This window comes from Pseudomonas sp. R11-23-07 (genome assembly GCF_003852295.1).
Taxonomy (GTDB): Bacteria; Pseudomonadota; Gammaproteobacteria; order Pseudomonadales; family Pseudomonadaceae; genus Aquipseudomonas.
The window spans coordinates 2777973-2800424 of sequence record NZ_CP027761.1 but is presented as its reverse complement, the minus strand read 5'-3'; the positions used below and the strand labels follow the sequence as shown (position 1 = coordinate 2800424).

Sequence of the window (22452 nt, the reverse complement as noted above, 5' to 3'; positions counted from 1 at the left end):
TCAAACGTCATCAACCCCTGCCCGTCTGCGTGGTAATCTCACGCCACCACGAATAGACATTGATCGTCACTTGACGATGACCAAAGCCAGGAAAGAACATGCCCAAGATTTCTCACTCAGCGCTGCGCCGTCACTTCCGCGAACTGCTTGCCACGCCCATCTGTGTTGAAACCGCCTCGGTTTTCGACCCCATGTCCGCCCGTATCGCGGCTGACCTGGGTTTTGAGGTGGGTATTCTCGGCGGCTCCGTCGCCTCCCTGCAGGTACTGGCGGCACCCGATTTTGCGTTGATTACCCTGAGTGAGTTCGTCGAACAGGCCACCCGCATCGGCCGCGTCGCGCAGTTGCCGTTCATTGCCGACGCCGACCACGGCTACGGCAATGCCCTGAACGTGATGCGTACGGTTGAAGAGCTGGAACGCGCTGGCGTCGCGGCGCTGACCATTGAAGACACCCTGCTGCCTGCGCAATTCGGGCGTAAATCCACGGACCTGATCTCCGTCGAAGAAGGCATCGGCAAGGTCAAGGCAGCCCTCGAAGCGCGTGTCGATCCTGAACTGTCGATCATCGCGCGCACCAACGCCGGCGTATTGCCCACCGAAGACGTGATTGCGCGCACCCAGGCCTATGAAAAGGCCGGCGCCGATGGAATCTGCATGGTCGGCGTCAAAGACTTCGACCACCTGGAGAAAATCGCCGAAAACCTCACGGTGCCGCTGATGCTGGTGACCTACGGCAACCCCCAACTGCACGACAGCGAGCGCCTGGCGAGCCTGGGCGTGCGCATCGTGGTGGCCGGGCATGGCGCCTACTTTGCCGCGATCAAGGCCACTTACGACAGCCTGCGCGCGCAACGGCAGTTGACCCACAGCACATCGAACCTCAGCGCGACCGAGCTGACCCACACCTATACATTGCCGGAGAGCTATGTGGCGTGGGCTGAGGAGTTCATGGACGTGAAAGAGTAAACCCCTGGTTTGCCCCAGGTGGTTTTTTCAGGGACCATGGCGCCTTTTCGTTCCTGCCAACATGAGGCACCCATGGCCAACCACGACCTGACCTTCACACCCGACCCGGATGCCGATTCGATCTCTTCCGACGTGATCGGCTTCAACGGCATCCTCGTCTCCACCCAGATTCCAACCCACGCCGACGGCAGCCTGGAGCTGGGCGATATCACGCTGCAAAGCGAATGCACCCTGCAAGCGCTGAAAGTCGCGCTGGAAAAAGCCGGCAGCTCCATGGACCGGGTGATGCACCTGACCATCTACCTGACCGACATGGCCGACCGCGCCGCATTCAACGAAGTCTACAAACGCTTTTTCGCCAAGCCATGGCCGGTACGGGCGGCGGTGGGTGTTGCCGCGTTGGCTGTAGAAGGTATGCGTGTTGAAGTAACGGCAATGGCTGCCAAGGCCTGACTGGGTCAAAACTGTGGGAGGGGGCCTGCTCCCGATGAGGCAGTGTCAGCAAGTGCATGTGTAACTGACCCACCGCCATCGGGGGCAAGCCCCCTCCCACATTGGTTCGGCGCATACCGACAGCCTTGGTAAACACAGCGAGAAGGTCTCGGAGCCAACCGGGGCGGGATGCCGAACTCGGTCAAAACTGTGTGAGGGGGCTTGCCCCCGATGAGGCATTGCCAGTAAGTGCATGTGTGACTGACCCACCGCCATCAGCGGCAGGTCCATGAGCCCTACAGCCCTATGGTAGATGCCGGTAAGACTTTTCGCAGCTACAATGCCCGCCTCGACCGTGACAAGCCTGACTAAAAAAACTATGTCCTTGCCCAAGCATCACCTGGAATTGCTCAGCCCTGCCCGCGATGTGGCCATCGCACGCGAGGCTATCCTGCATGGCGCCGACGCCATTTACATCGGCGGGCCGAGCTTCGGCGCCCGTCACAATGCCTGTAACGAGGTGAGCGATATCGCGCAACTGGTGGAATTCGCCCGCCGTTACCACGCTCGCGTTTTCACCACCATCAACACCATCTTGCATGACAACGAGCTGGAGCCGGCGCGCAAGCTGATCCACCAGCTCTACGACGCCGGTGTCGATGCGTTGATCGTGCAAGACCTGGGCGTGATGGAGCTGGATATTCCGCCCATCGAGCTGCACGCCAGCACCCAGACCGATATTCGCACCCTGGGCCGGGCAAAGTTTCTCGACCAGGCCGGTTTCTCCCAGTTGGTGCTGGCCCGCGAGCTGAACCTGCAAGAAATCCGCGCCATCGCCGACGAGACCGAGGCCGCCATCGAGTTCTTCATCCATGGCGCCTTGTGCGTGGCGTTTTCCGGGCAATGCAATATCTCCCACGCACAGAACGGCCGCAGCGCCAACCGTGGCGATTGCTCCCAGGCGTGTCGCCTGCCGTATACCCTCAAAGATGATCAGGGCCGCGTCGTCGCCTTTGAAAAGCACCTGCTGTCGATGAAAGACAACAACCAGAGCGCCAACATTCGCGCGTTGGTCGAAGCCGGCGTGCGTTCGTTCAAGATTGAAGGCCGCTACAAGGACATGGGCTACGTGAAGAACATCACCGCCTATTACCGCCAGCGCCTGGATGACGTGCTTGAAGACCGCCCGGACCTGGCCCGCGCTTCCAGCGGGCGTACCGCACACTTCTTCCTGCCCGATCCGGAAAAAACCTTCCACCGTGGCAGCACCGACTACTTTGTCAGCGACCGCAAGATCGATATCGGCGCCTTCGACACCCCGACCTTCACCGGCCTGCCGGTGGGTGTGGTGGAAAAAGCCGGCAAGCGCGACTTGCAGGTGGTCACCCATGAGCCGCTGTCCAACGGCGACGGCCTCAATGTACTGGTCAAGCGTGAAGTGGTGGGGTTCCGCGCCAACATCGCCGAGCCCAAGGGCGAATTCGAGGAAGACGGCGAGAAGCGCTATCGCTACCGCGTCGAACCGAACGAAATGCCGGCGGGCTTGCATCAACTGCGCCCAAATCACCCGTTGAACCGCAATCTGGACCATGACTGGCAACAGGCGCTGCTCAAGACCTCGGCCGAGCGCCGTATCGGCCTGGCGTGGGTGGCGCGCCTGCGTGAAGAACAGTTGCAAATCACCGCCACCAGCGAAGAAGGCATCAGCGCCAGCGTCACCCTGCCCGGCCCGTTTGGCGTGGCCAACAAGCCGGAACAGGCCCTGGACACCCTGCGCGACCTGCTGGGCCAGCTCGGTACTACCGAGTACCACGCCACCCGCATCGAGCTGGACGCGCCGCACGCGTTCTTCATTCCCAACTCGCAGCTCAAGGCGCTACGCCGTGAAGTGATCGAAGCGCTGACCGTCGCTCGCGTCGCCGCGCACCCGCGCGGTGGTCGCAAGGCCGAGACCACGCCACCGCCGGTGTACCCTGACGCGCACCTGTCGTTCCTGGCCAACGTCTACAACCAGAAGGCCCGCGACTTTTACCACCGTCACGGTGTGAAGCTGATCGATGCCGCCTTCGAGGCTCACGAAGAAACCGGCGAAGTGCCGGTGATGATCACCAAGCACTGCCTGCGTTTCTCGTTCAACCTGTGCCCTAAACAGGCCAAGGGTGTGACGGGGGTGAAGACCAAGGTGGCGCCGATGCAGTTGATCCATGGCGATGAAGTGCTGACGCTGAAGTTCGACTGCAAACCATGCGAAATGCACGTGGTCGGCAAGATCAAGGGGCACATCCTCGGATTGCCGCAGCCGGGCAGCGCGGTGGAGCATTTCAACCCGGAAAACATCATTTTCCAGGGCACACACTGACCCTCTGTAGGAGCGAGCTTGCTCGCGAAAAACCTGAGAACGCCGCGTGTCAACCCGATAGGCTGCGTTATCGTTAGCGTTTTTCGCGAGCAAACTCGCTCCTACCGAGGTTACGGGGCCACCACCAGCCCCGCTGCAACCCCGCTGCCGCCAGCAGAATCGCCGCCACGCCCAACCATTGCAGCCACCCCAGGCGATGCCCGAAGGCGATCCAGTCGACGAAAATCGCCGCAATCGGATAGATGAACGACAAGGCGCCGGTCATCGCAGTCGGCAGCTTCTGTATCGCTCCGTACAACAACACATACATCAACCCGGTGTGCACCAGGCCAAGGGTGGCGAGTGCCGCCCAGGCATCGGTCGACGTGGGCAAGCGGTCCCAAGGCACCAGCGGCGCCAGCAATACCGCGCCGGTAGTCACCTGGATCAACGCCATCAAATGCGGCGGCACTTGCTTGAGTTGCTTGATGATCAGCGCTGCAATCGCATACAACAACGCCGCGCCCAGGGCCAGTGCAATGCCGGCCAAGTAGTCATCTCCAGCCGGTTGTTCACCATGGGCCGTGACGATTGCCAGCATGCCCAGGAACGCCACGCTCAGCCAGGCCATCTTCTGCAGGGTGATTTTCTCACCGAGAAACAGCGCCGCCAGCATCACCAATAGAAACGGTTGCACGTTGTACACCGCCGTACTGATGGCGATTGACGCACGCGAGTAGGATTCGAACAGCAGCAGCCAGTTGCCGACGATGGCCACACCGCTGAGTACCGCCAGCCCGAACCTTGCCCAACTGAGCAAGTCCAGCCTCAGGTAGCCGAGCAATGCGCACACCAGCAGCAGCGCCAGCGCGCCGATTACACAGCGCCAGAACACCACTTCGATCACCGACACGCCGGACACCAGCACAAACCAGCCGATGGTGCCGGAGATCAGCATGGCGGCGATCATTTCCCAGGTTCCGCGACGGACAGCTGTATCCATGATTGATGCTCCTCAAGTGAGGCTCAATTATGGCAAGCTGGCTCACAGCCGCTCCAGTGACTAAAAAAGGCCAAAACTTCAAATCACCTTTTCTTATTAGGCGAACAGCATGATTGACACCATCGACCAGCAACTGATCGCCGCCTTGATGGATGACTCGCGTCTGTCCCTCAAGGCCCTGGCAGGCATCACCGGGCTGTCTTCGCCAAGCGTCGGCGAGCGCTTGCGTCGCCTGGAGGAACGCGGTGTGCTGACCCACTACACCGTCGATATCGATCCCAAACACTTTGGCTACCTGCTGCAAGCCATCGTGCGCATCCGCCCGCTGCCCGGCAAGTTGCAGGAAGTGGAACGGCAGATTCAGGCAATCCCCGAATTCACCGAATGCGACAAAGTCACCGGCGAAGACTGCTTCATCGCCCGCCTGCATGTGCGCACCATGGACCACCTGGACAGCCTGCTCGACCGGATCAACGGGTATGCCGAAACCAACACCGCCATCGTCAAGAAAACCCCGGTCAAGCGGCGCTTGCCGCCGCTGACTGACTGAAAGTGCACTGCACAAACATGTGGGAGGGGGCTTGCTCCCGATAGCGGAGTGTCAGTTTCAGATGCGCTGACTGACACTCCGCTATCGGGAGCAAGCCCCCTCCCACACTAGACTGCTCCAGCCGTCGATTTAATCCTGGAGCGCTTTCGCTGCTGCAAGCAGCCCCTGGAATTTGCCATACCGCGCCGCCAACACCGGCTGCACCCCCTCGTCAGGTACATACCGCGCCTTCACCGGCATCCCCGCCGCCAGCAAATCAGCGCCCTTCCCGATGGCCATGAACCCCAATTTCGCCGCCCCGATGCACGCGCTCAGTTCGCTGCCATGCAGGGTAAAAACCTCCCGCTGCAGAATATTCGCCAGCAGTTGCGCCCAATACTCACTGCGCGCCCCTCCGCCGACGAGCGCGAAGGATTTGACCTCAGCACCGGTCGACTGCACCGCGCGCCAGGCGTCGAGCAAGCCAAAACCCACGCCTTCCATTACCGCATAGCCGAGCATCGCCGGTGTGCAGTCATGGCCAAGCCCCATGAAACCGCCGCGCAGCAAGGGGTCGTTATGCGGCGTGCGCTCACCCGCCAGGTACGGCAGAAACAACGGGGTGGACAGCGGCACCGCGTGTTCGATTGGCAGTTGCGCCTGCACCTGGTCCAACAGCGTTTGTTCATCCGCCATGCCCGTCAGGCGCGTTACCCAGCGCAAGCAACTGGCGCCGGCCAGCATGGCGCCCATGGTGTACCAGCGTTCGGGCAGCGCATGGCAGAAGGTGTGCACCGCACTGGCCGGGTTGCCGGCGGCGTGAGCGGTAATCGCGACAATCGCCGCGCTGGTACCCAGGGTGATAAACCCGTCACCGGCATCGACAGCGCCGATCCCGACGGCCGCCACTGGGTTATCTCCACCGCCCCCGGCGATCACCACCTGCGGCGACAAGCCCAAGCCTGCGGCTGTGACACAAGCACTGGCGGCACCGCCCTCCACCAGCCTGGGCATCTGCTTAGGCGTCAGGCCGGTCGCGTGCAGCATCGGGGTAAACCACTCACGCCGCGCCACATCCAGCCACAGGGTGCCGGCGGCGTCCGACATCTCGCTGATCCGCTCCCCGCACAGGCGCAAGCGCAGGTAATCCTTGGGCGACAGCACGCAATCAATCGCCTTGAACACATCAGGCTCATGCTGTTGCAGCCAGAGTAGTTTCGGCGCGGTCAACCCGGCCATCGGCAAGCTGCCGGTGATCTCGGCATAGCCGGTGCCCAGTTGTTCTGCCTGCCGAACCGCGCGGGAGTCATCCCACAGGATCGCCGGGTACAACACGCGGTTGTCGGCCCCCAGCAATACCGCGCCGTGCATCTGCCCCGACAGGCCGATACAGGCCACGCGGGCAAACGCCTCATGGGTGCGCAGTGAGTCCAGTGCCTGCAGGCAGGCCTGCCACCAGTCTTCGGGCGCCTGCTCGGACCAGCCGCCATGGCGGCGCGACACGCTCAAGTGCACGCCCGCGCGGGCCAGCACGCTGCCGTCGAGGTCCATGAGGATGGCTTTGAGTTCGGAGGTGCCAAGGTCTATACCAAGGGAAACAGGACGGTTCATACGGGGTGGGTCCGATCAATCACAGCCACAGGAATTACGCACCTGCAGGCGTGGCGCCAGGCGCACGCTGTGCTTGGGTGCAGTGGGGGTTGCCATGCGTTGCAGCAACAGCTCGACAGCGCGGGCGCCCAGTTGCTGGACCGGCTGGGCGATCAAGGTCAGGCGCGGCACGAAAAAGTCCGCCCATTCGAAATCATCGAAGCCGACCAACGCCATTTTCCCCGGCACTTCGATCTGCGCATCACGCAGGGCGTGCATCGCGCCGAGAGTCATCAGGTTATTGCCGGCCATGATGGCGGTCGGCGGTTCGGCCAGGCTCAGCAACTGCCGGGTGGCCTGGCGGGCCGGCTCGGTATTGGAGCCGCCGTTGACCAGCAACTGCGGATCGAACGCCAGCCCCGCCGCCTGCAACGCGGCCTGGTAGCCCGCCACCCGCTCATCGGTGGTGCTGAAGCCCGCACGCCCGGCGATAAAGCCGATGCGCCGGTGCCCGTGGGCGACCAGGTGCTCGATCAACGCCTGGGTGGCCTGGCTGTTCTCCACCCCGACCTGGTCGAACTGCTCGCTCATCATGCGATCCACCAGCACCGCAGGCAGCTCATTGGCGCGCAGGTAGTCCAGGGCCAGCGAGCCGTTCGACGGCGCCAGCACAATCCCGTCGACCCGCCGGTGATGCAGCGCGGTGACCACGCGCAATTCCTGCTCCGGATCGTCGTGGGTGTCGACAAACAGCATCATGTAGCCGTGCCGGGCGCACTCGGTTTCAATCGCGTGCACCGTCTCGCTGAAGTAATGGTTGGACAGCGCCGAGATCGCCACGCCAATGGTGCTGGTGGTGGAACGCGCCAGCGCGCGCGCCAGGGTGTTGGGGATGTAGCCCAGCTCCCGGATCGCACGCTGTACCGCCTGCACCGTGGCCGGGCTGACCTTGCGGGTGCCGTTCAACACGTGGGACACGGTCGACGGCGACACGCCTGCCCTGCTTGCCACGTCGTCCATGGTGACCACGGCGCGCTCCCCTTGAGTCAATCAGTGCTTGCTCGACCAGCCGCTGTAGCTGCCGACGTTGTCGCGGGTGATGAGTTTGGGCGTGAGCAGGGTCACCGCTTCGGCCGGGGCCTTGTCATTGAGCAGGTCATTGCCGACGTTCACCGCCGTCTGGGCCATGGCCCACGGGTCCTGGCTGGCAGAGGCCTGGATTTGTGTGTCGGTCTTGAGCGCATTCTCGATATCCGGCGCGCCGTCCACCGAGGTAATGATGATGCCGCTGCGCTTGAGCTGCTTGGCCGCCAGGTCGCTGCCGATGGCTTGCGGGTCGTTGATCGCGAACAGCCCGTCGATTTTCGGGAAGCGTGTCAGGTAACCTTGCATCGCGTTCAGGCCGCCTTCGCGCGAGCCCTTGGCGTCCTGGTCGTCGGACAGCAGCTTGATATCCGGCGCGGTGGCCAGTGCGGCCTTGCAGCCTTTGACGCGGTCGGTCACGGCGGTGACTTGCGGGCCGTTCTGGATGATCACATTGCCTTTGCCCGACAGCTTGTCCACCAAGTACTGGCAGGCCAGCTTGCCAGCTTCGACGTTGTCGGTCTGCACCGTGGCGTTCACACCCTTGGCGTCCACATCTACCGCCACCACCACAATGCCGGCGTCGCGGGCTTTCTTGATCGCCGAGGCCATGGCGGACGGGTCGACGGCGTTGATCAGGATCAGGTCGACCTTGGACGAGATGAAGTTGTCGATCTGCGAGAACTGCTTGCTCAAATCATAGTCAGCCGACACCGACGTCACCTTGACGTTGGGGTTGAGTGCCTTCGCCTGCGCCGTGGCGCCGTCGGCCAGGGTCACGAAATACGGGTTGCCCAAAGAGCCCATGCTGATGCCCAGCGCCTTGAGTTCGCGGGCCTGCACGGCCTGGGACATCAGGGCAGCCAAGGCAATGACGGGGAAGATATGTTTGACGTTCATGGCGGTCTCTCTTGTGATTGTTGTAGGAGTGAACTCAGGTTCGGGCGCCGGACTGGCGATAGCGATCCAGCGCCACCGCGCCGATGATCACGATGCCCTTGATGATGTACTGCCAGATATCCGATACCCCCAGCAGCACCAGGCCATTGGTGAGCACCGCGATGATCAGTGCGCCGATCAGCGTGCCGCCGATGGTGCCGACGCCGCCGGTGAAACTGGTGCCGCCGAGGATCACCGCCGCGATCGCATCCAGCTCGTAGGACTGGCCCAACTGCAGGCCATTGGCGGCGAACAGGCGCGAGGCGCTCATCACCGCGCCAAGCCCGGCCAGGGCGCCGGACATGGCGTAGACGAACAGCAGCACTTTCCACACCTTGATCCCCGACAGCCGCGCGGCTTCCGGGTTGCCGCCCACCGAGTAGATCTGCACGCCCATCACCGTGCGGCGCAGAATGAACCACGACAGCGCTACCACGGCCACGGCGATGACCACCAGCCACGGCACGCCGAGGATCGAGTCGTTGCCGATAAAGGCAAACGGCAAGTCCGGGTTGAACACCGTCTTGTCATCGGCCAGCAAGCGCGCCAGGCCGCGCATGGCGGTCAGCGCGCCGAGGGTGACGATAAACGGCGGCAGGCGCATGAACGCGATCAACCCGCCGTTGACCAGGCCCAGCAACAGCCCGAAGCCGATACCGGCGGCAATCCCGAACATGCCGAACTGCGGCGACATCGACGCCTGCAGGGCGACCACCGCCGACGCCGCGAGGATCGCGCCGACGGACAGGTCGATACCCGCCGTCAGAATCACGAACGTCATGCCGGCCGCCAACACCACATTCACCGAGGCCTGCTGCGTGATGATCGACAGGTTCTGCATCGTCAGGAAGTTTTCGCTGGCCAGGGCAAAGCCCACCAGCAGCAGCACCAGCACCGGCAACATGCCCACCGTGCGCATCAGCTCGCGTACGCGTTCAGCCTTGCCCGTCGTTGGTGTTGCGATATTCGATTCAGCCATTGACCACCACCTGATCGCCACCGGTGGCGAGGTCGATAATACGTTCCTGGGAGATGACGTGACCGGAGGCCCCGCCGACTTCAGCCACCAACTGGCCTTCGCGCATGACCAGCACACGGTCGCAGGTGCCGATGATTTCCGGCAGCTCGCTGGAGATCACCACGATGCCGACACCCGCCTGGGCCAATTGATTGATGATGCGGTAGATCTCGGATTTGGAGCCGATGTCCACGCCACGGGTGGGCTCATCCAGGATGAGCACATGGGGCTTGACCTCCAGCAGCCGCGCCAGCAACACCTTTTGCTGGTTGCCACCGGACAGCGCGCCCACATTGACCTTGCCCGACGCCACGCGGATCGACAGCGCCTTGATCGCGTCGTTGGCGCGCTGTGCGCCATGGCTGCGATCCAGCACACCGCCGGCATGGGCATCCGGCACACAGGCGCACACATTGATGTTGTCGGCCACGCTCATGTCGAGGAACAGGCCCTGGGCCTTGCGGTCCTCGGTGAGGTACACCACGCCGGCGCGGATCGCATCGGCCGGGGTGCGCAATTGGGTGACGTGCTTGCCGACCACTTCGAGGGTGCCGCTGGTGCGTGGGTCGGCGGCGAAGATCAGCCGCGCCAGCTCCGTGCGCCCTGCCCCGACCAGCCCGGCGATGCCCAGCACTTCGCCGGCATGCAGGTCGAAGCTGCACTGGCGCACGCGTTTGCCGTCGGCCATGTCACGCACGCGCATCACCACGTTGCCAGGGTTATAGGCAGCGTGTTCTTTCTTGTAGAAGCCGGAAAGATCGCGGCCGACCATCATTTTCACCAGCACTTCGGCCGACAACGCATCGCGGGTCAATTCGCCGATGTACTGGCCGTCGCGCAGCACCGACACACGGTCCGACAACTCGTAGATCTCGGCCATGCGGTGGCTGATGTAGATGATCGCCAAGCCCTGGCCGCGCAGTTGTTTGATCAGCGCAAACAGGCGGTCGGTCTCGCGGGAGGACAGCGGCGTGGTCGGCTCGTCCATCACCAGGATCCGGGCGTGGGCATGCAGGGCGCGGGCGATTTCCACCAGTTGACGCTCGGCAATCGACAGGCTGCTGACCGGCGTCGAGGGTTTGAACTCGGCGCCCAGGCGCTGCAGCACCTCGACGCAACCGTCCTGCATGCCCTTGCGGTCGATGGTCCAGCCACGCCGCAGCTCGCGGCCCAGGTAGATGTTCTCGGCCACGCTCAGGTTCGGGCACAGGCTCAATTCCTGGTAGATCACGGCGATGCCGAGGGCTTTTGCGGTAGCGGGCGTGAAGGTGGCGACGGGCTGGCCATCGATGCGGATTTCGCCGCCGGGGTCGGCCTGATAGGCGCCGGAGAGGATTTTCATCAGCGTGGATTTGCCGGCGCCGTTCTCCCCCATCAAGGCGTGGATTTCCCCGGGGTAGACCTTCAGGCCGACGCTTTTGAGCACGCGCAAACCGTTGAAGGTTTTGCTGATGCCCTGCATCTCAAGCAAGGGTTCAAGGCTCATGGATGAGCTCCTGGATTTATTGTTTTTGTTGTCGAGTGGTGCCGACTCTAGTCCAGATACATTTGCTTACGCAAGCGCTTGCGTGCGCATTTATTTGCTTGATGAAACGTTTCACCCAGCCAAAAATACGCGAAGCCTTGCCGCGCCGGCTTTTACGCGTCAAATGGATGGCGTAGCCATCAAAACGCCATGATTTCTGCTATTGTCCCAGGAACGCATCTCCTGCGCGTCGCGTTCGCGCGATCGTCAATGAGCATGCTCCACGCCATCGTGTTTTGCCGATGGCAGGCCTGAAGTTCACGGAATGCTTGGCAATGGACACCCCTCTACCCGACCCGCCCCAATCACGCGCTGAAAAGATCGTTGAGTTCAAACGCCAGAAAACCTTGCTCAAGACCGGTGCGCTGCAGGATGCGATCTTCAACAGCGCGTATTTCTCCAGCATCGCCACTGACGAAAAAGGCGTGATCCAGATTTTCAACGTCGGCGCCGAACGCATGCTCGGTTACGCCGCTGCCGATGTGCTCAACCGCATCACCCCCGCCGACATCTCCGACCCTGCTGAACTGATCACCCGCGCCGCTGCCCTCAGCCTGGAACTCGACACGCCGATCACACCGGGTTTCGAAGCCCTGGTGTTCAAGGCTTCCCGTGGCATCGAAGACATTTATGAACTGACCTATATCCGCAAGGATGGCAGTCGCCTGTCGGCCATGGTCTCGGTGACCGCCTTGCGCAACCGCCATGACACCATCATTGGCTACCTGCTGATCGGTACCGACAACACCGCACGCAAGCAGGAGGAAGCCGAACGCAAAGGCTTCGAGCGCGCGCTGGAAGAAAAGAACCTGGAGCTGGAGCATGCCAGCCACATGAAGTCCGAGTTCCTTGCGACCATGTCCCACGAGTTGCGCACGCCGCTGAACGCGGTGATCGGCTTTTCCGAGGCGCTCAAGGATGGCCTGGTGGGCGATATGAGCGAGGTGCAGCGCGAATACATCGGCGATATTTTCACCAGCGGGCAGCACTTGCTGTCGTTGATCAACGACATTCTCGACCTGTCCAAGGTCGAGGCCGGGATGATGGACCTGGAGCTGGAAGCCGTGGCGCTCGACGGGTTGCTGGCCAACAGCTTGCTGATCGTGCGGGAAAAGGCCGCGCTGCAGCGCATCGAGTTGAAACTGGAATGCGCGACGGATTTCGGCGTGCTGGCGCTGGACCTGCGCAAGACCAAGCAGATCATCTACAACCTGCTGGCCAATGCGGTGAAGTTCAGTGAACACGGCGGCCGCGTGACCCTGGCGGTGCGCGAAGTCAGCCGCGCCCAGGTCGGCCAGGTGCCGGGGGATTGGCCGGCCCATGGCTTCGCCCTGCAACCCAGCGCGCACCAGCGGTTTCTGGAACTGAGCGTGAGCGACGCCGGCATCGGTATCGCCGAAGACGACATGAGCAAGCTGTTCAAGGCCTTCAGCCAGATCGACAGCAGCCTGGCGCGCAAGTTTGAAGGCACGGGCCTGGGGCTGGCGATGGTCAAGCAACTGACCGACCTGCACGGCGGCAGCGTCGCTGTGGCCAGTCGCGTGGGCCTGGGCGCGCGCTTCGTAGTGTGGCTGCCATTGCATCGTGCCCCGGAGGCGTCATGGCCAACATCCTGATCGTCGAAGACAACGAGGCCAACATGCGCCTGGCCCGCCTGCTGCTGATCAACGCCGGGCACACGGTGCTGTGGGCCGCCGATGCCGAAATCGGCCTGACCCTGGCCCGGGAAAAACAACCGGCCCTGATCCTGATGGACATCCAACTGCCGGGCATGGACGGCCTGGCCGCCACGTCCCTGCTCAAGCAAGACCCCATCACCGCCCATATCCCGGTGATCGCCCTGACCGCGATGGCGATGAAGGAAGACCGCGAAAAAACCCGTCTGGCCGGTTGCGATGCCTACATCATCAAGCCGCTGCGCTACAAAGAGCTGTACCAGGTGATCGACAGCTTGCTGCAAAAGACTATCAACCCCCTCACATGAGCCCTCTCCATGGCCAGCCAACCCGCCACGCTGTTGATCGTTGACGACGAACCCCAGGTTCGCAAGCTGCTGGAAACCCTGCTGCAGCATGAGGGCTACCAGACCCTGAGCGCCGCCAGCGGTGAAGAAGCCCTGCTGTTGGTGGCGCAACAGCCGCCGGACCTGATCCTGCTGGACATCATGATGCCGGGCATGGACGGCTACGAAGTGGCCAGCCACTTGAAGGGTGATGAAACCACGGCCAGCATCCCGATCATCATGCTCTCGGCCCTGAGCGAGTCCAGCGCCCGCGTCAGTGGCCTGGAAACCGGCGCCGAGGAGTTCCTCAGCAAGCCGGTGGAGCGCGTCGAGTTATGGCTGCGGGTGCGCAACCTGCTGCGGCTCAAGGCCCGTGGCGACCAGCTGAAAAACCATAGCCTGTTGCTCGAGCAGCAACTGCAGCGGCAAACCGATCAGACCACCGGCATGAGCGTGCACGACCTGGCGCGCCAGGACCTGGAAAAAGACTTGCGCCTGGCGGTTGAGCAACAGGATTTCACCCTGCACTACCAGCCCAAGATCGAGTTGGCCGGTGGCCAGATATGCGCCCTGGAAGCCTTGCTGCGCTGGGAGCGCCCAGGCTATGGGCCAGTGTCTCCGGCGGTGTTCATTCCCATACTGGAAAGCATGGGCTTGATCGTGATTGTCGGGCGCTGGGTGATCGACAGCGTGTGCCGACAGATCGCGACCTGGCAACGCGGCGTCATCGGCGCTGTGGAAGTGTCGGTGAATGTCTCGGGCCATCAATTGATCGAAGGCGACCTGATTGCCGATATCGCCCATACCCTGGCCAGGACCGGGGTTCAGGCCCATTACCTGGAGGTCGAACTGACCGAAAGCTCGCTGATGGAGAACACCCAACGCACTATCGCCAGCCTGCAGCGCCTGCGCGCCATGGGCGTGAAAATCTCCATCGATGACTTCGGCACCGGCTATTCAAGCCTGGCGTATCTGCGCCGTTTTCCCATCGACACCTTGAAGATCGACATCGCCTTCATCCGCGAAGTCACGACCAACCCACAGGATGCGGCCATCACCCGCACCATCATCGAACTGGCCCACAGCCTGAACCTGCGGGTGGTGGCCGAAGGCGTGGAAACCCAGGATCAGCTGGCGTTTTTGAAGGAGGCCGGGTGTGACCAGATCCAGGGCTACCTGTTCAGCCGACCGTTGCCGGCTTCCACCCTGGAGCGCCTGCTGCTGGAGCGCCTGGCACCCGCGCATTGACCGAGGACTCCGGCGCTCTTGATACTGCGGCTAGCCTGCGTCAAACCACATTGAACCTGTATCCGGCCATGCCTCTCCAACCTGCATAGACCACGGCCGGATGCACGCTTGATGACGTTTATTTTATGGATGGCCGTACTCGGGGCTATTTTGCTGATATTGGCCCTCACCTCCTCCTATCTGCGCTGGATGCCGGTGACCACCTCGGCGGTGTGCCTGTTGCTGGGGGTCGCCATCGGCCCACTGGGTGCGGACCTGCTGCACCTGGACATCAAGGGCTCGGCCCGCTGGATGGAGCACCTGACCGAAGTCGCGGTGCTGTTTTCACTGTTTGTCAGCGGCTTGAAACTGCGCCTGCCCCTCAAGCATCGCACCTGGCGTATCGCCTTCGGCATGGCCGGGCCGGTGATGCTGTTGACCATCCTCGGCGTGTGCCTGGCGTTGCACTATCTGTTGGGGTTGTCATGGGGCGCGTCATTGCTGGTCGGCGCGATGCTCGCACCGACTGACCCGGTGCTGGCCGGCCTGGTCCAGGTCAACAATGCCCAGGACGATGACCCGTTGCGTTTCGGCTTGTCCGGTGAAGCCGGGCTGAACGATGGCACGGCCTTTCCCTTTGTGATTTTTGCGCTGCTGTTCATGCAGCACGGCGGCTTCGACGGTGACTGGCTGGGTGGCTGGGTACTGAAGAATCTGCTGTGGGCGGTGCCGGCCGGCTTGTTGATTGGCTATTGGATGGGCCGGGGCATCGGGCGTGTGACCTTGCGCATGCGCATCGCCAATGCCGACAGCACCCTGTCGCCCAACGATTACCTGACCCTGGCCCTGATTGCCTTGGCCTACGTGGCGGCGCAAGCCGTGGGTGGCTATGGCTTCCTGGCGGTGTTCGCTGCCGGGCTGGGGTTGCGCCAGGCCGAATTCAAATCCAGCGGCAAAGCGCAGACACCGTCCGAGCACCTGGCCCGCCCCGTGGTCGGGCATCTTGAAGTGGCGCCGGAAAAAGCCTTGCACGGCGATGTCAGCGCGCTGGAAGACACGCAAATTGCCGCCGGGGTCATGATGGGCGACATGCTGGCGTTCGGCGGGCTGGTGGAGCGTTCGATGGAAGTGTTTCTGGTGACGGTGCTGGGGATCGTGCTGGCCAGCCATTGGGACTGGCGCGCCCTGCCGATAGCGGCGTTGTTGTTCTGCGTGATCAGGCCGCTGAGCGTACTGGCGATGCCCTGGGGGCGCCTGATCGACCTTCGCCAACGCGGCTTGATGGGCTGGTTCGGCATTCGCGGGATCGGCAGTATCTTCTACCTGTTCTATGCCCTCAATCACGGCCTGATCGGCACCAGCAGCGCGGTAGCCGTGGACCTCACGGTGTCGGTGATCGCCTTGAGCATTGTCGTGCATGGCCTGAGCACCCAGCCGATGCTGGCGTGGTACGAGCGTCGCAGCCAAGCGATGGGAAAATGAAGAGACGCCGATTGGAAATAAGCGGATAACTCTGTATTGACAAACGCTGGAACCGATGAAGTTCGAGAGTTACTCAGGGGTAAACCAAGCAAATCTACGCCTTGGAACCATCCTGCCCCCTGAGATGACAGCACACATGACTCCCACTTTGAGCCGCATCGCTTCGTACGTCCCGCGCACGGACATCCCATCCGAGCCCCTCTCTCGCCCCAAACGTGAAACCCCCTCGCTGGAAACAGCTGATAAGTCGCGTGTCGCGGGCGATCGCGAGTTGGCCAACGAGTATGGGTTTGCAATGCTACGCGCGGCCAAGGCCGGTACGGATGTGCGTATCAACGCGATTGACCCACACTCCACCTTCGGCCAGTGGCGCGAGCAGTTGAAAAACACCCTTCAGTTACCCGACGTTGTTCAGTGGGCTCAAGACAAAGGGATCGACGTTTCGTCGCTGATACTCAACACGCAGTCAGGGCAAGTTTCCTTCAAGCTCAAGCGCCACCTTGACCCCCAACAGAAACTGCACACGGTTGGTTCAGAAGACCGGCAATGGGCCGCTATCCGTGGGCCTATCCTTCACGCCGCACAGGTTATCTGCGCCGGGTATCCTGATACAGCCTTCATGCCTCAGGAGGTTCTTCAGGATGTGCAAATTCCGGGATCGATAATCGCGCGTTTTTACCAGGAACAGCCGCCGGCGCTGACGGCGAGTGACCTGCGTACACAGGCGCACGGCATTCTGCGCAACTCAAGCTTCAAGACCCTTGATGCTGGCACCGACGCTGGCTTGATTGAATCCCGCAGCGAGGACGCGCTCCTGCACCAGCAAGCGTTAGTGGGCGATATCCTCATCCGCAATCAGGTCGTCTTCGAACTAAAGGAGCTGTCGCCCTTGCCCAAGGACGGCTTCGAACACCCCGATGATCTTGAAAACCAGTTGAAGCGCAAGAAACTCTCCCTGCCTGCTCATAACACCTATCCCTCCACCTATCCCTCCACCTACCCCGCCGCCGACCATCAACCAGCGAACACCATCAGTGTGTTTGACTATCTGCGGGATCATGGCTTGGACATCCCCAGCAATCACAACGAGCTGGAAAACCTGACCACAGCACTTTCCACACTGCCTCCCTACTCGCCCCCCAATGGCAACCTGGGCGGGGCGCTGGCGTGGCCCGTGCCGCTTGATACGCAAAGCCAGCAGCAGCTCAAGGCAGACATCGGCGCAGGCAAGTTCGGCAACATCAATGTGAGCCCCTTCAAGAATGTCCTGGAATATCTGCTCGACGGCAGGAGGGTCACGGCTGCCGACCTCAACGATCCACGCAAGTTGATCGATACCTTGATCGAAGCCCCTAAAAGCAAGGCCCTGGGAGAGGCGATTCAGGCTGCATTCGAAGCGCGCGAAATCAAGGGCAGCGCCAGCGATTGGTTGCTCGCCGCCATGGGCCTGGAGAAAAACACAGAGAACGGCGATGGACTGACCATTGAAGGCTATCGACTGGTCAGCGCTGAAAACACCAACAAAACCGCCTCAACAGTCGTCAAGGCATTGACCGATCATCTGCTCGCCAGCGACAGGGCTTCGTCCCCCGAAACCGCCGCCATTCAAGCACACCTTTTGCTGACCAGCAGAGCGCCGGAATTCCTGATCAAGGATATTCCGAAGGAGGTAACCATCGGCACTCACGCTTGGGTCAGTTTCGCCACCGCTGTTTCGCGCATCGAAGCAAAAGCGCCAGGCTCGACGGCAGGCATGACCTTTGCGCAAGTCATGCTTGAAACCAGCATCGCACCGATCAGTGAACAAGAGCGCCACATTGAATATGCCGCCCAGAATGACGCGCTCAAGGATTGGGCCATCGCCAACGGGAGAAAACCGCCGCTCACCCCCCTTGTAATGAGCGAAGTGCGCAAAACGTTCAGTGCGATGATCAACGAACTGAGGGAGGCTAGCGAAACATCACTCGGCAACCTGCCAACGACCAAAGAAATAGCACTGGCGCAGTTAAAAAAAGCGCTGCCGGCCATGGACCCCAGACTGTTCGAGAAAAAATGCATCACCATAGACCCTCCCCATAAACGGTTCCCCGGGCCTTACTCGATACTTGACGCCTACATCGATGGCCGACCGCTTTTCTGGACGCCCAACCGGGAGGAGTTCTGGTCGGAAGAAGCACGCAACTTCAAAAATCTTTTCGTATCCAGGGAAAACGAGGAGCGACCAGATTCACGGCCAGCAGCCTGGGTATCCTCATCAAAAGAGTTCGACCTTGACAAGGTGACTCAAACGCTGAAAACCCTGCCACGCCCCAGAGAGCTGTTCGAGCCGCAATACGCTGAGTTCTCAAGCGCCTTGAAGAAAATCAAGTCCGCACAGTTCAAACAGATGATCGCCAAACTTCCGCTGGAAGACCGCGAGAACCTGGCGTTCATCAAACTGCCCGTTCGCAAGCTCATCAGGTATTACCGAGACGATCATCCCCGGGTCGTGGAAGAAGGCGTACTGCTGTTCGACACCGAGCGCAACGGCAAGAAAATGACCTACGCGATTGATCGGATCAAGGGCACCGTGACTCGGCGGCCCGATCAGACTTACGTCGAATACCCACCTAGAAATGGCACTATTCCTCAATTAGGCCAAAGGTACGACACCGTCAAACCTGAGGGTTCGCAACCGCCAGCACTGCCCGACGGGAAAACAGCCGGGCACGGTGCGCCTGACAGTTTCAACAGCGCCAGTACCCAATACATCATCGACACGCTGTTTGCGGACATGAACTTGCCCGAGGTAGAGCGTTACGCCCGAGGGGCGGCAACCTTTGATACCCAAGTCCCCCTGCATAAGACCATTGAAGCAATCGTGGTGGGCCTGATTCCCTTCAAGTCAAGCATCGAGAATTTGATCGCGGGTAATATCAAGGAAGGTGCCGTCGAACTGGCTATTGATATCTTTGGTTTCGTGGTGGGCTTCGGCGGTGCGGTCAAAGGCCTGAGCGCCCTGGCGAGGGGTGCATCGACGCTCGCAAAAGCAGGTCAGGTCGTCAGAATCATCGGCCGAGCAGCACTCGGCGCGTTGAACCCGTTGGACGGGGTTGCCGATCTGGCGCGAGGTGCCCTGCATCTTGGAAAAAAAGCCGTCAACGCAAGCTATAAGGGTATTAACCACCTGCGCAATCACCACCGCAGTGTCGACCTGCTGCAATTGGCCAAAAGGCCCGATATCGCCGAAGGCACCTACAGGTTGGCCGGTAACGGCAATGAAATTCCTGCCCTGGCCAAATTCGACGAAGGCACGCAAAGGTGGTTTGCGTTTGACCCGCGTACGCAACAGGCCTATGGCAAGTCCCTCGAGCAGTTCAGTGTTGGCCCACGGGGGGATTGGACGCGATCGGCAGCAACGACGTGATAACGACCGTCAGCCAACGCCATGGCTTGGCAGCCGCCGGCACATTCAAGGTCGGACAGAAGAGCGTTGAAGGCAACGTTGTGATGTTTCAGGGCAATTGGCATCAATACGACCCGCTGAAAAAACAACCTGTCGGCCCTCCATTGAAAGACTTCACCCCCAGTCGGGTAGCGGCCAGTGGCGAAGTACGGGTCGCGGATGCCGATTTGTTGGGGTATCAAGCCAACTACATCGAACCGCGAGAGCTTTCGAGTAAAGGCCTGCAGGGCAACGTGTATCAAGGCCGCAGTAAAAAGGAATATGTGAAGATCGATGGAGCGCTGTATGAATCCAAAGTCAAGGACGGCCAGCGATTCATCCTCCACCCCACAGGCAAGGGCCCTGACATACCGGTCAAGGATCTCGGCATTTCCGGGTGGGAGCCTCGCTCCAGGTCTGTCGGTCTGCTGGGGGGCGCGAAGGAATTTCATACACCATGGCAATTGGGCGATAACACGTATGTCGTGCCGATGGACGGAATCAAGGTGGTGGAAAACGCTGCCCCGCCTTTCAGGATCAACGTCAAGGGCGTCGACCACGCCGTCGACTTTGACAGTACACACGGCGCCTGGCGAGGTGTCTCTTCAAGCCTGGACGCTCCCTATTTCTGGCGAAATCCTAAAGGAGCGTGGCAGCAAGGCAACATTAATGACTTTCTTCGCGCTAAAAAGGCAGACGCTCATCACTACCAGTTCGTCGATGTTTCGGCGATCCCGAAAGTCCCGAAAGAGGTCACCCCCTTACCCCAGAGCTTGCATTATTTTTGGGCCGGCCAGGACCTCCCCGCCCATTTGGCCGACAACCTGGCTAAAAACAGCCGACGTGCGCCCGGATACACCTCAGTCATCCATGTTGACGCCGATACCCCTGAAATTTTTGAAAAGATAAAAACCACCCTGAAAGACAAAGCCCCCGGCGTGACGGTCACGAACTTTCGTGAGGATGCCCTCTACACACAGTTGAAAAATGACGAAATGTACAATTATTTCCGTCAAGGACAAGGTAAAAACCTGGCGGCCACTTCGGATGTCGCGCGTTATCAAATCATGCACAAGCATGGTGGGGTTTACCTGGACACCGATGACCTCATCCAGACCAACGTCGATTCCGGCGCGTTGATGGCGGGGGCCAATGATGTCCTGCTCGGTCACCCGGTTGTGCATCGGTCCACCGACTTCAAACCTTTCTATAACAACAGTAACTTTGCCACCCAGCCTGGCAACCCGTTGATGAAAGAAGTCATCACTGAAATGCACAAGCGCTTTGCCGCGAACAAACCCTATTTTGTGAACAACCGCCCGGTGGCCCGGCAGTCTATCAACGGTGGTGCATTTACCTCTGATCTCGACGAATACGGGAAAAAACTATTCGAAACGACGGGCCCTACCCTGCTCAACGACACACTCAAGGCAAAACGACCCGATATGTATGAGCTGGGACTGGAAGGGTTCTCAAAAGATACGAATGTAGTGGACGGAGAACTGGTCTCGTCTGGGCCGGTCGTCAATAACGAAGAGAGAGCCCTGGACTTATATCGAGAACGGGGTATTAAGCCGCCCCTGCTGCTGCGCCTTCATATCAGTAAAATGCGCGAGCATTATTTCCCACTTCGCCATAAATTCAACGTGAAACCAGGGGCCGACCATTCCTGGAAGACTGGCTGATCGCCCCTCGTTCAACCTCTACCCGTCCGGACGGATCAGTCCTGCTCCTCGGTGTTGCCGACGTCCGCCGCTTCATCCAGGTCGTTGAGCGGCACTTCGGCATCGTCCATCAACGAGCCTGGGTCTTCATTTCCAGGATCGTTGAGTTCTTCGTCCAGTTCTTTTGACATGACCATCTCCTCTAACCGCCTTGGGTATCGATATCAGCATCGGTTTCAGGCTTGGGCTCGAGCGGCTCAGGCTTGAAGTCTGGACTGTAGTCGTTTTCCTTGGCCTCTGGGTCGCTTGCCGGCTTTGGGTCTTTGGGGGCATCGGCGCCAGTGCTGGGGGCTGGCTCGGCACCGTCGATCGCTGGGTCGTTGCGGTTACTGGTTTGAGGATCGTTGTTAGTCGTCATGGCACACCTCTTTACAGGCCTGTGGGGCATCTGTACCCCGTAATGCTAAGGCGCCGCGTTACGGGATGAAGTTCAGTCCGATTGCTCAGTGCAATGGGTTGTCGACCTGGATGTAGAAGGCATAGATGCCCAATACCAGCCAGAACCCCATGAATAACCAAGGCGCGCGCATGGAAAACAGCAGCGATTTGCGATAGCCCTTGTGGGTCGACTCCATTTCGGAAAACAACGGCGAGTCATCGTAGGCCATGCCCATCACCGGTTCACTGCGCAGCAGCTCGCTTTGCTTGTAGTGCCAGTGATCGATGATCTCGTAGGCGGCGCGTATGCCCGGCCAGGCGTTGAGTGAGCTGAGGATCCCCAGCGCGGCGAGAATGGCCGGCACCAGCAGGGTGAACAGCTTGCCCCACTCCGGGTTGAGATTGCCCATCCCGGAGACGAAGGCAATGACCAGGAATGACTGGGCGGTAAGGTAGGCGTCGGTGCGGTTGGCCAGGATGCTGGTTTCGTACTGGATCTCGCGACGATAGAAGTCGAGACGGTCCTTGGGCGAACCGAAGATCTTGGCGTTGTGCTCGCTGTGATCGGTCAGCGCCGCTTCCGGGGAGTTGGGCGAAATGATTCTGGGCACGACGAGGGCTCCACAAGGTTTCAAGGCTTATTAGAAGAAGCGCGTCTGGAGGAAGTTCAAGTTTGTCGCGCACCAAATTGAGGCGCCGTGGTGAGGGCCGCCTCGCAGCCAGCGGCGGCAAACGCCCACGCCACGGGATAATCACCGTGCCTCAGCGGTTCCGGCACACGCCTTGCTTA

20 protein-coding genes are annotated in these 22452 nt (G+C 60.8%); 11 read left to right on the top strand and 9 right to left on the bottom strand.

The window, feature by feature from the left end; translation table 11 throughout:
* Positions 1–98: 98 nt before the first annotated feature.
* The 3 genes from C4J84_RS12650 (at position 99) to C4J84_RS12640 (ending at position 3759) form a co-directional block, all read left to right on the top strand.
* Positions 99–968: an oxaloacetate decarboxylase gene (locus C4J84_RS12650; protein WP_124362864.1), complete on the top strand. Its 870-nt coding sequence runs from the start codon at positions 99–101 to the stop codon at positions 966–968.
* A 72-nt stretch (positions 969–1040) separates the two neighbouring features.
* Positions 1041–1421, top strand: a complete 381-nt coding sequence (locus C4J84_RS12645) for a RidA family protein (protein ID WP_124404182.1) — start codon at positions 1041–1043, stop codon at positions 1419–1421.
* Between the two features lie 358 nt (positions 1422–1779).
* A complete protein-coding gene (locus C4J84_RS12640; RefSeq protein WP_124435459.1) occupies positions 1780–3759 on the top strand; it encodes a U32 family peptidase in 1980 nt (659 codons plus the stop codon).
* Positions 3760–3832: 73 nt separating this feature from the next.
* Here C4J84_RS12640 and C4J84_RS12635 read toward each other — a convergent pair whose 3' ends face one another.
* Complete coding sequence (locus C4J84_RS12635) at positions 3833–4741, bottom strand: DMT family transporter (protein ID WP_124435458.1); 909 nt, start codon at positions 4739–4741, stop codon at positions 3833–3835.
* A gap of 109 nt (positions 4742–4850) precedes the next feature.
* Between C4J84_RS12635 and C4J84_RS12630 the strand changes: the two genes are divergently transcribed.
* On the top strand, positions 4851–5291 hold the full coding sequence (locus tag C4J84_RS12630) for an Lrp/AsnC family transcriptional regulator (RefSeq protein ID WP_124362860.1): 441 nt from the start codon (positions 4851–4853) through the stop codon (positions 5289–5291).
* Between the two features lie 129 nt (positions 5292–5420).
* On the opposite strand, the gene xylB is transcribed toward C4J84_RS12630, so the two are convergent.
* From xylB to C4J84_RS12605, 5 genes are read right to left on the bottom strand one after another with little or no spacing between them, the layout of a single operon-like run.
* Entirely contained in the window at positions 5421–6881 is a 1461-nt protein-coding gene (xylB, locus tag C4J84_RS12625) for a xylulokinase (protein WP_124435457.1), read from the bottom strand.
* 15 nt (positions 6882–6896) lie between these two features.
* A complete protein-coding gene (locus tag C4J84_RS12620) occupies positions 6897–7889 on the bottom strand; it encodes a LacI family DNA-binding transcriptional regulator (RefSeq protein ID WP_124435456.1) in 993 nt (330 codons plus the stop codon).
* Positions 7890–7910: 21 nt separating this feature from the next.
* The gene (locus tag C4J84_RS12615) at positions 7911–8843 is read right to left on the bottom strand and encodes an ABC transporter substrate-binding protein (protein ID WP_124435455.1); all 933 of its coding nucleotides are present in this window, start codon (positions 8841–8843) and stop codon (positions 7911–7913) included.
* 34 nt (positions 8844–8877) lie between these two features.
* Positions 8878–9861, bottom strand: coding sequence for a ribose ABC transporter permease (locus C4J84_RS12610; RefSeq protein WP_124362856.1), 984 nt, complete (start codon positions 9859–9861; stop codon positions 8878–8880).
* A complete protein-coding gene (locus C4J84_RS12605; RefSeq protein WP_124435454.1) occupies positions 9854–11386 on the bottom strand; it encodes a sugar ABC transporter ATP-binding protein in 1533 nt (510 codons plus the stop codon). The genes C4J84_RS12610 and C4J84_RS12605 overlap by 8 nt, the downstream gene beginning before the upstream one ends.
* On the opposite strand from C4J84_RS12605, the gene C4J84_RS12600 reads away from it, so the two are divergent.
* From C4J84_RS12600 to C4J84_RS26440, 7 genes are all read left to right on the top strand, one after another.
* The gene (locus C4J84_RS12600; protein ID WP_124370702.1) at positions 11385–11579 is read left to right on the top strand and encodes a hypothetical protein; all 195 of its coding nucleotides are present in this window, start codon (positions 11385–11387) and stop codon (positions 11577–11579) included. The two genes, C4J84_RS12605 and C4J84_RS12600, sit on opposite strands and share 2 nt — an antisense overlap.
* 121 nt (positions 11580–11700) lie before the next feature.
* A complete protein-coding gene (locus tag C4J84_RS12595) occupies positions 11701–13041 on the top strand; it encodes a HAMP domain-containing sensor histidine kinase (RefSeq protein WP_124362854.1) in 1341 nt (446 codons plus the stop codon).
* Positions 13026–13409, top strand: coding sequence for a response regulator (locus C4J84_RS12590; RefSeq protein WP_124367045.1), 384 nt, complete (start codon positions 13026–13028; stop codon positions 13407–13409). The genes C4J84_RS12595 and C4J84_RS12590 overlap by 16 nt, the downstream gene beginning before the upstream one ends.
* Before the next feature lie 9 nt (positions 13410–13418).
* On the top strand, positions 13419–14675 hold the full coding sequence (locus tag C4J84_RS12585; RefSeq protein ID WP_124435453.1) for an EAL domain-containing response regulator: 1257 nt from the start codon (positions 13419–13421) through the stop codon (positions 14673–14675).
* A gap of 111 nt (positions 14676–14786) precedes the next feature.
* Positions 14787–16136, top strand: coding sequence for a sodium:proton antiporter (locus C4J84_RS12580; RefSeq protein WP_124367043.1), 1350 nt, complete (start codon positions 14787–14789; stop codon positions 16134–16136).
* Between the two features lie 136 nt (positions 16137–16272).
* On the top strand, positions 16273–19542 hold the full coding sequence (locus C4J84_RS12575) for a hypothetical protein (protein ID WP_256681409.1): 3270 nt from the start codon (positions 16273–16275) through the stop codon (positions 19540–19542).
* Positions 19515–21245: a glycosyltransferase family 32 protein gene (locus tag C4J84_RS26440; RefSeq protein WP_256681408.1), complete on the top strand. Its 1731-nt coding sequence runs from the start codon at positions 19515–19517 to the stop codon at positions 21243–21245. Before C4J84_RS12575 ends, C4J84_RS26440 begins: the two co-directional genes overlap by 28 nt.
* Before the next feature lie 35 nt (positions 21246–21280).
* Here the strand turns inward: C4J84_RS26440 and C4J84_RS26435 are convergent, their stop codons facing one another.
* The 3 genes from C4J84_RS26435 to C4J84_RS12565 form a co-directional block, all read right to left on the bottom strand.
* Complete coding sequence (locus tag C4J84_RS26435) at positions 21281–21415, bottom strand: hypothetical protein (RefSeq protein WP_256658857.1); 135 nt, start codon at positions 21413–21415, stop codon at positions 21281–21283.
* Positions 21416–21426: 11 nt separating this feature from the next.
* Positions 21427–21642 (bottom strand): hypothetical protein, encoded by a 216-nt coding sequence (locus C4J84_RS12570; RefSeq protein ID WP_124429603.1) that lies wholly within the window; start codon positions 21640–21642, stop codon positions 21427–21429.
* A gap of 85 nt (positions 21643–21727) precedes the next feature.
* Positions 21728–22273, bottom strand: a complete 546-nt coding sequence (locus C4J84_RS12565; RefSeq protein WP_124367040.1) for a hypothetical protein — start codon at positions 22271–22273, stop codon at positions 21728–21730.
* Positions 22274–22452 lie beyond the last annotated feature (179 nt).

Coding starts and splice junctions, on each gene's coding strand:
- C4J84_RS12650 (WP_124362864.1), top strand. CDS start 99: ATGCCCAAGATTTCTCACTCAGCGCTGCGCCGTCACTTCCGCGAACTG.
- C4J84_RS12645 (WP_124404182.1), top strand. CDS start 1,041: ATGGCCAACCACGACCTGACCTTCACACCCGACCCGGATGCCGATTCG.
- C4J84_RS12640 (WP_124435459.1), top strand. CDS start 1,780: ATGTCCTTGCCCAAGCATCACCTGGAATTGCTCAGCCCTGCCCGCGAT.
- C4J84_RS12635 (WP_124435458.1), bottom strand. CDS start 4,741: ATGGATACAGCTGTCCGTCGCGGAACCTGGGAAATGATCGCCGCCATG.
- C4J84_RS12630 (WP_124362860.1), top strand. CDS start 4,851: ATGATTGACACCATCGACCAGCAACTGATCGCCGCCTTGATGGATGAC.
- xylB (WP_124435457.1), bottom strand. CDS start 6,881: ATGAACCGTCCTGTTTCCCTTGGTATAGACCTTGGCACCTCCGAACTC.
- C4J84_RS12615 (WP_124435455.1), bottom strand. CDS start 8,843: ATGAACGTCAAACATATCTTCCCCGTCATTGCCTTGGCTGCCCTGATG.
- C4J84_RS12610 (WP_124362856.1), bottom strand. CDS start 9,861: ATGGCTGAATCGAATATCGCAACACCAACGACGGGCAAGGCTGAACGC.
- C4J84_RS12600 (WP_124370702.1), top strand. CDS start 11,385: ATGGATGAGCTCCTGGATTTATTGTTTTTGTTGTCGAGTGGTGCCGAC.
- C4J84_RS12605 (WP_124435454.1), bottom strand. CDS start 11,386: ATGAGCCTTGAACCCTTGCTTGAGATGCAGGGCATCAGCAAAACCTTC.
- C4J84_RS12595 (WP_124362854.1), top strand. CDS start 11,701: ATGGACACCCCTCTACCCGACCCGCCCCAATCACGCGCTGAAAAGATC.
- C4J84_RS12590 (WP_124367045.1), top strand. CDS start 13,026: ATGGCCAACATCCTGATCGTCGAAGACAACGAGGCCAACATGCGCCTG.
- C4J84_RS12585 (WP_124435453.1), top strand. CDS start 13,419: ATGGCCAGCCAACCCGCCACGCTGTTGATCGTTGACGACGAACCCCAG.
- C4J84_RS12580 (WP_124367043.1), top strand. CDS start 14,787: ATGACGTTTATTTTATGGATGGCCGTACTCGGGGCTATTTTGCTGATA.
- C4J84_RS12575 (WP_256681409.1), top strand. CDS start 16,273: ATGACTCCCACTTTGAGCCGCATCGCTTCGTACGTCCCGCGCACGGAC.
- C4J84_RS26435 (WP_256658857.1), bottom strand. CDS start 21,415: ATGTCAAAAGAACTGGACGAAGAACTCAACGATCCTGGAAATGAAGAC.
- C4J84_RS12570 (WP_124429603.1), bottom strand. CDS start 21,642: ATGACGACTAACAACGATCCTCAAACCAGTAACCGCAACGACCCAGCG.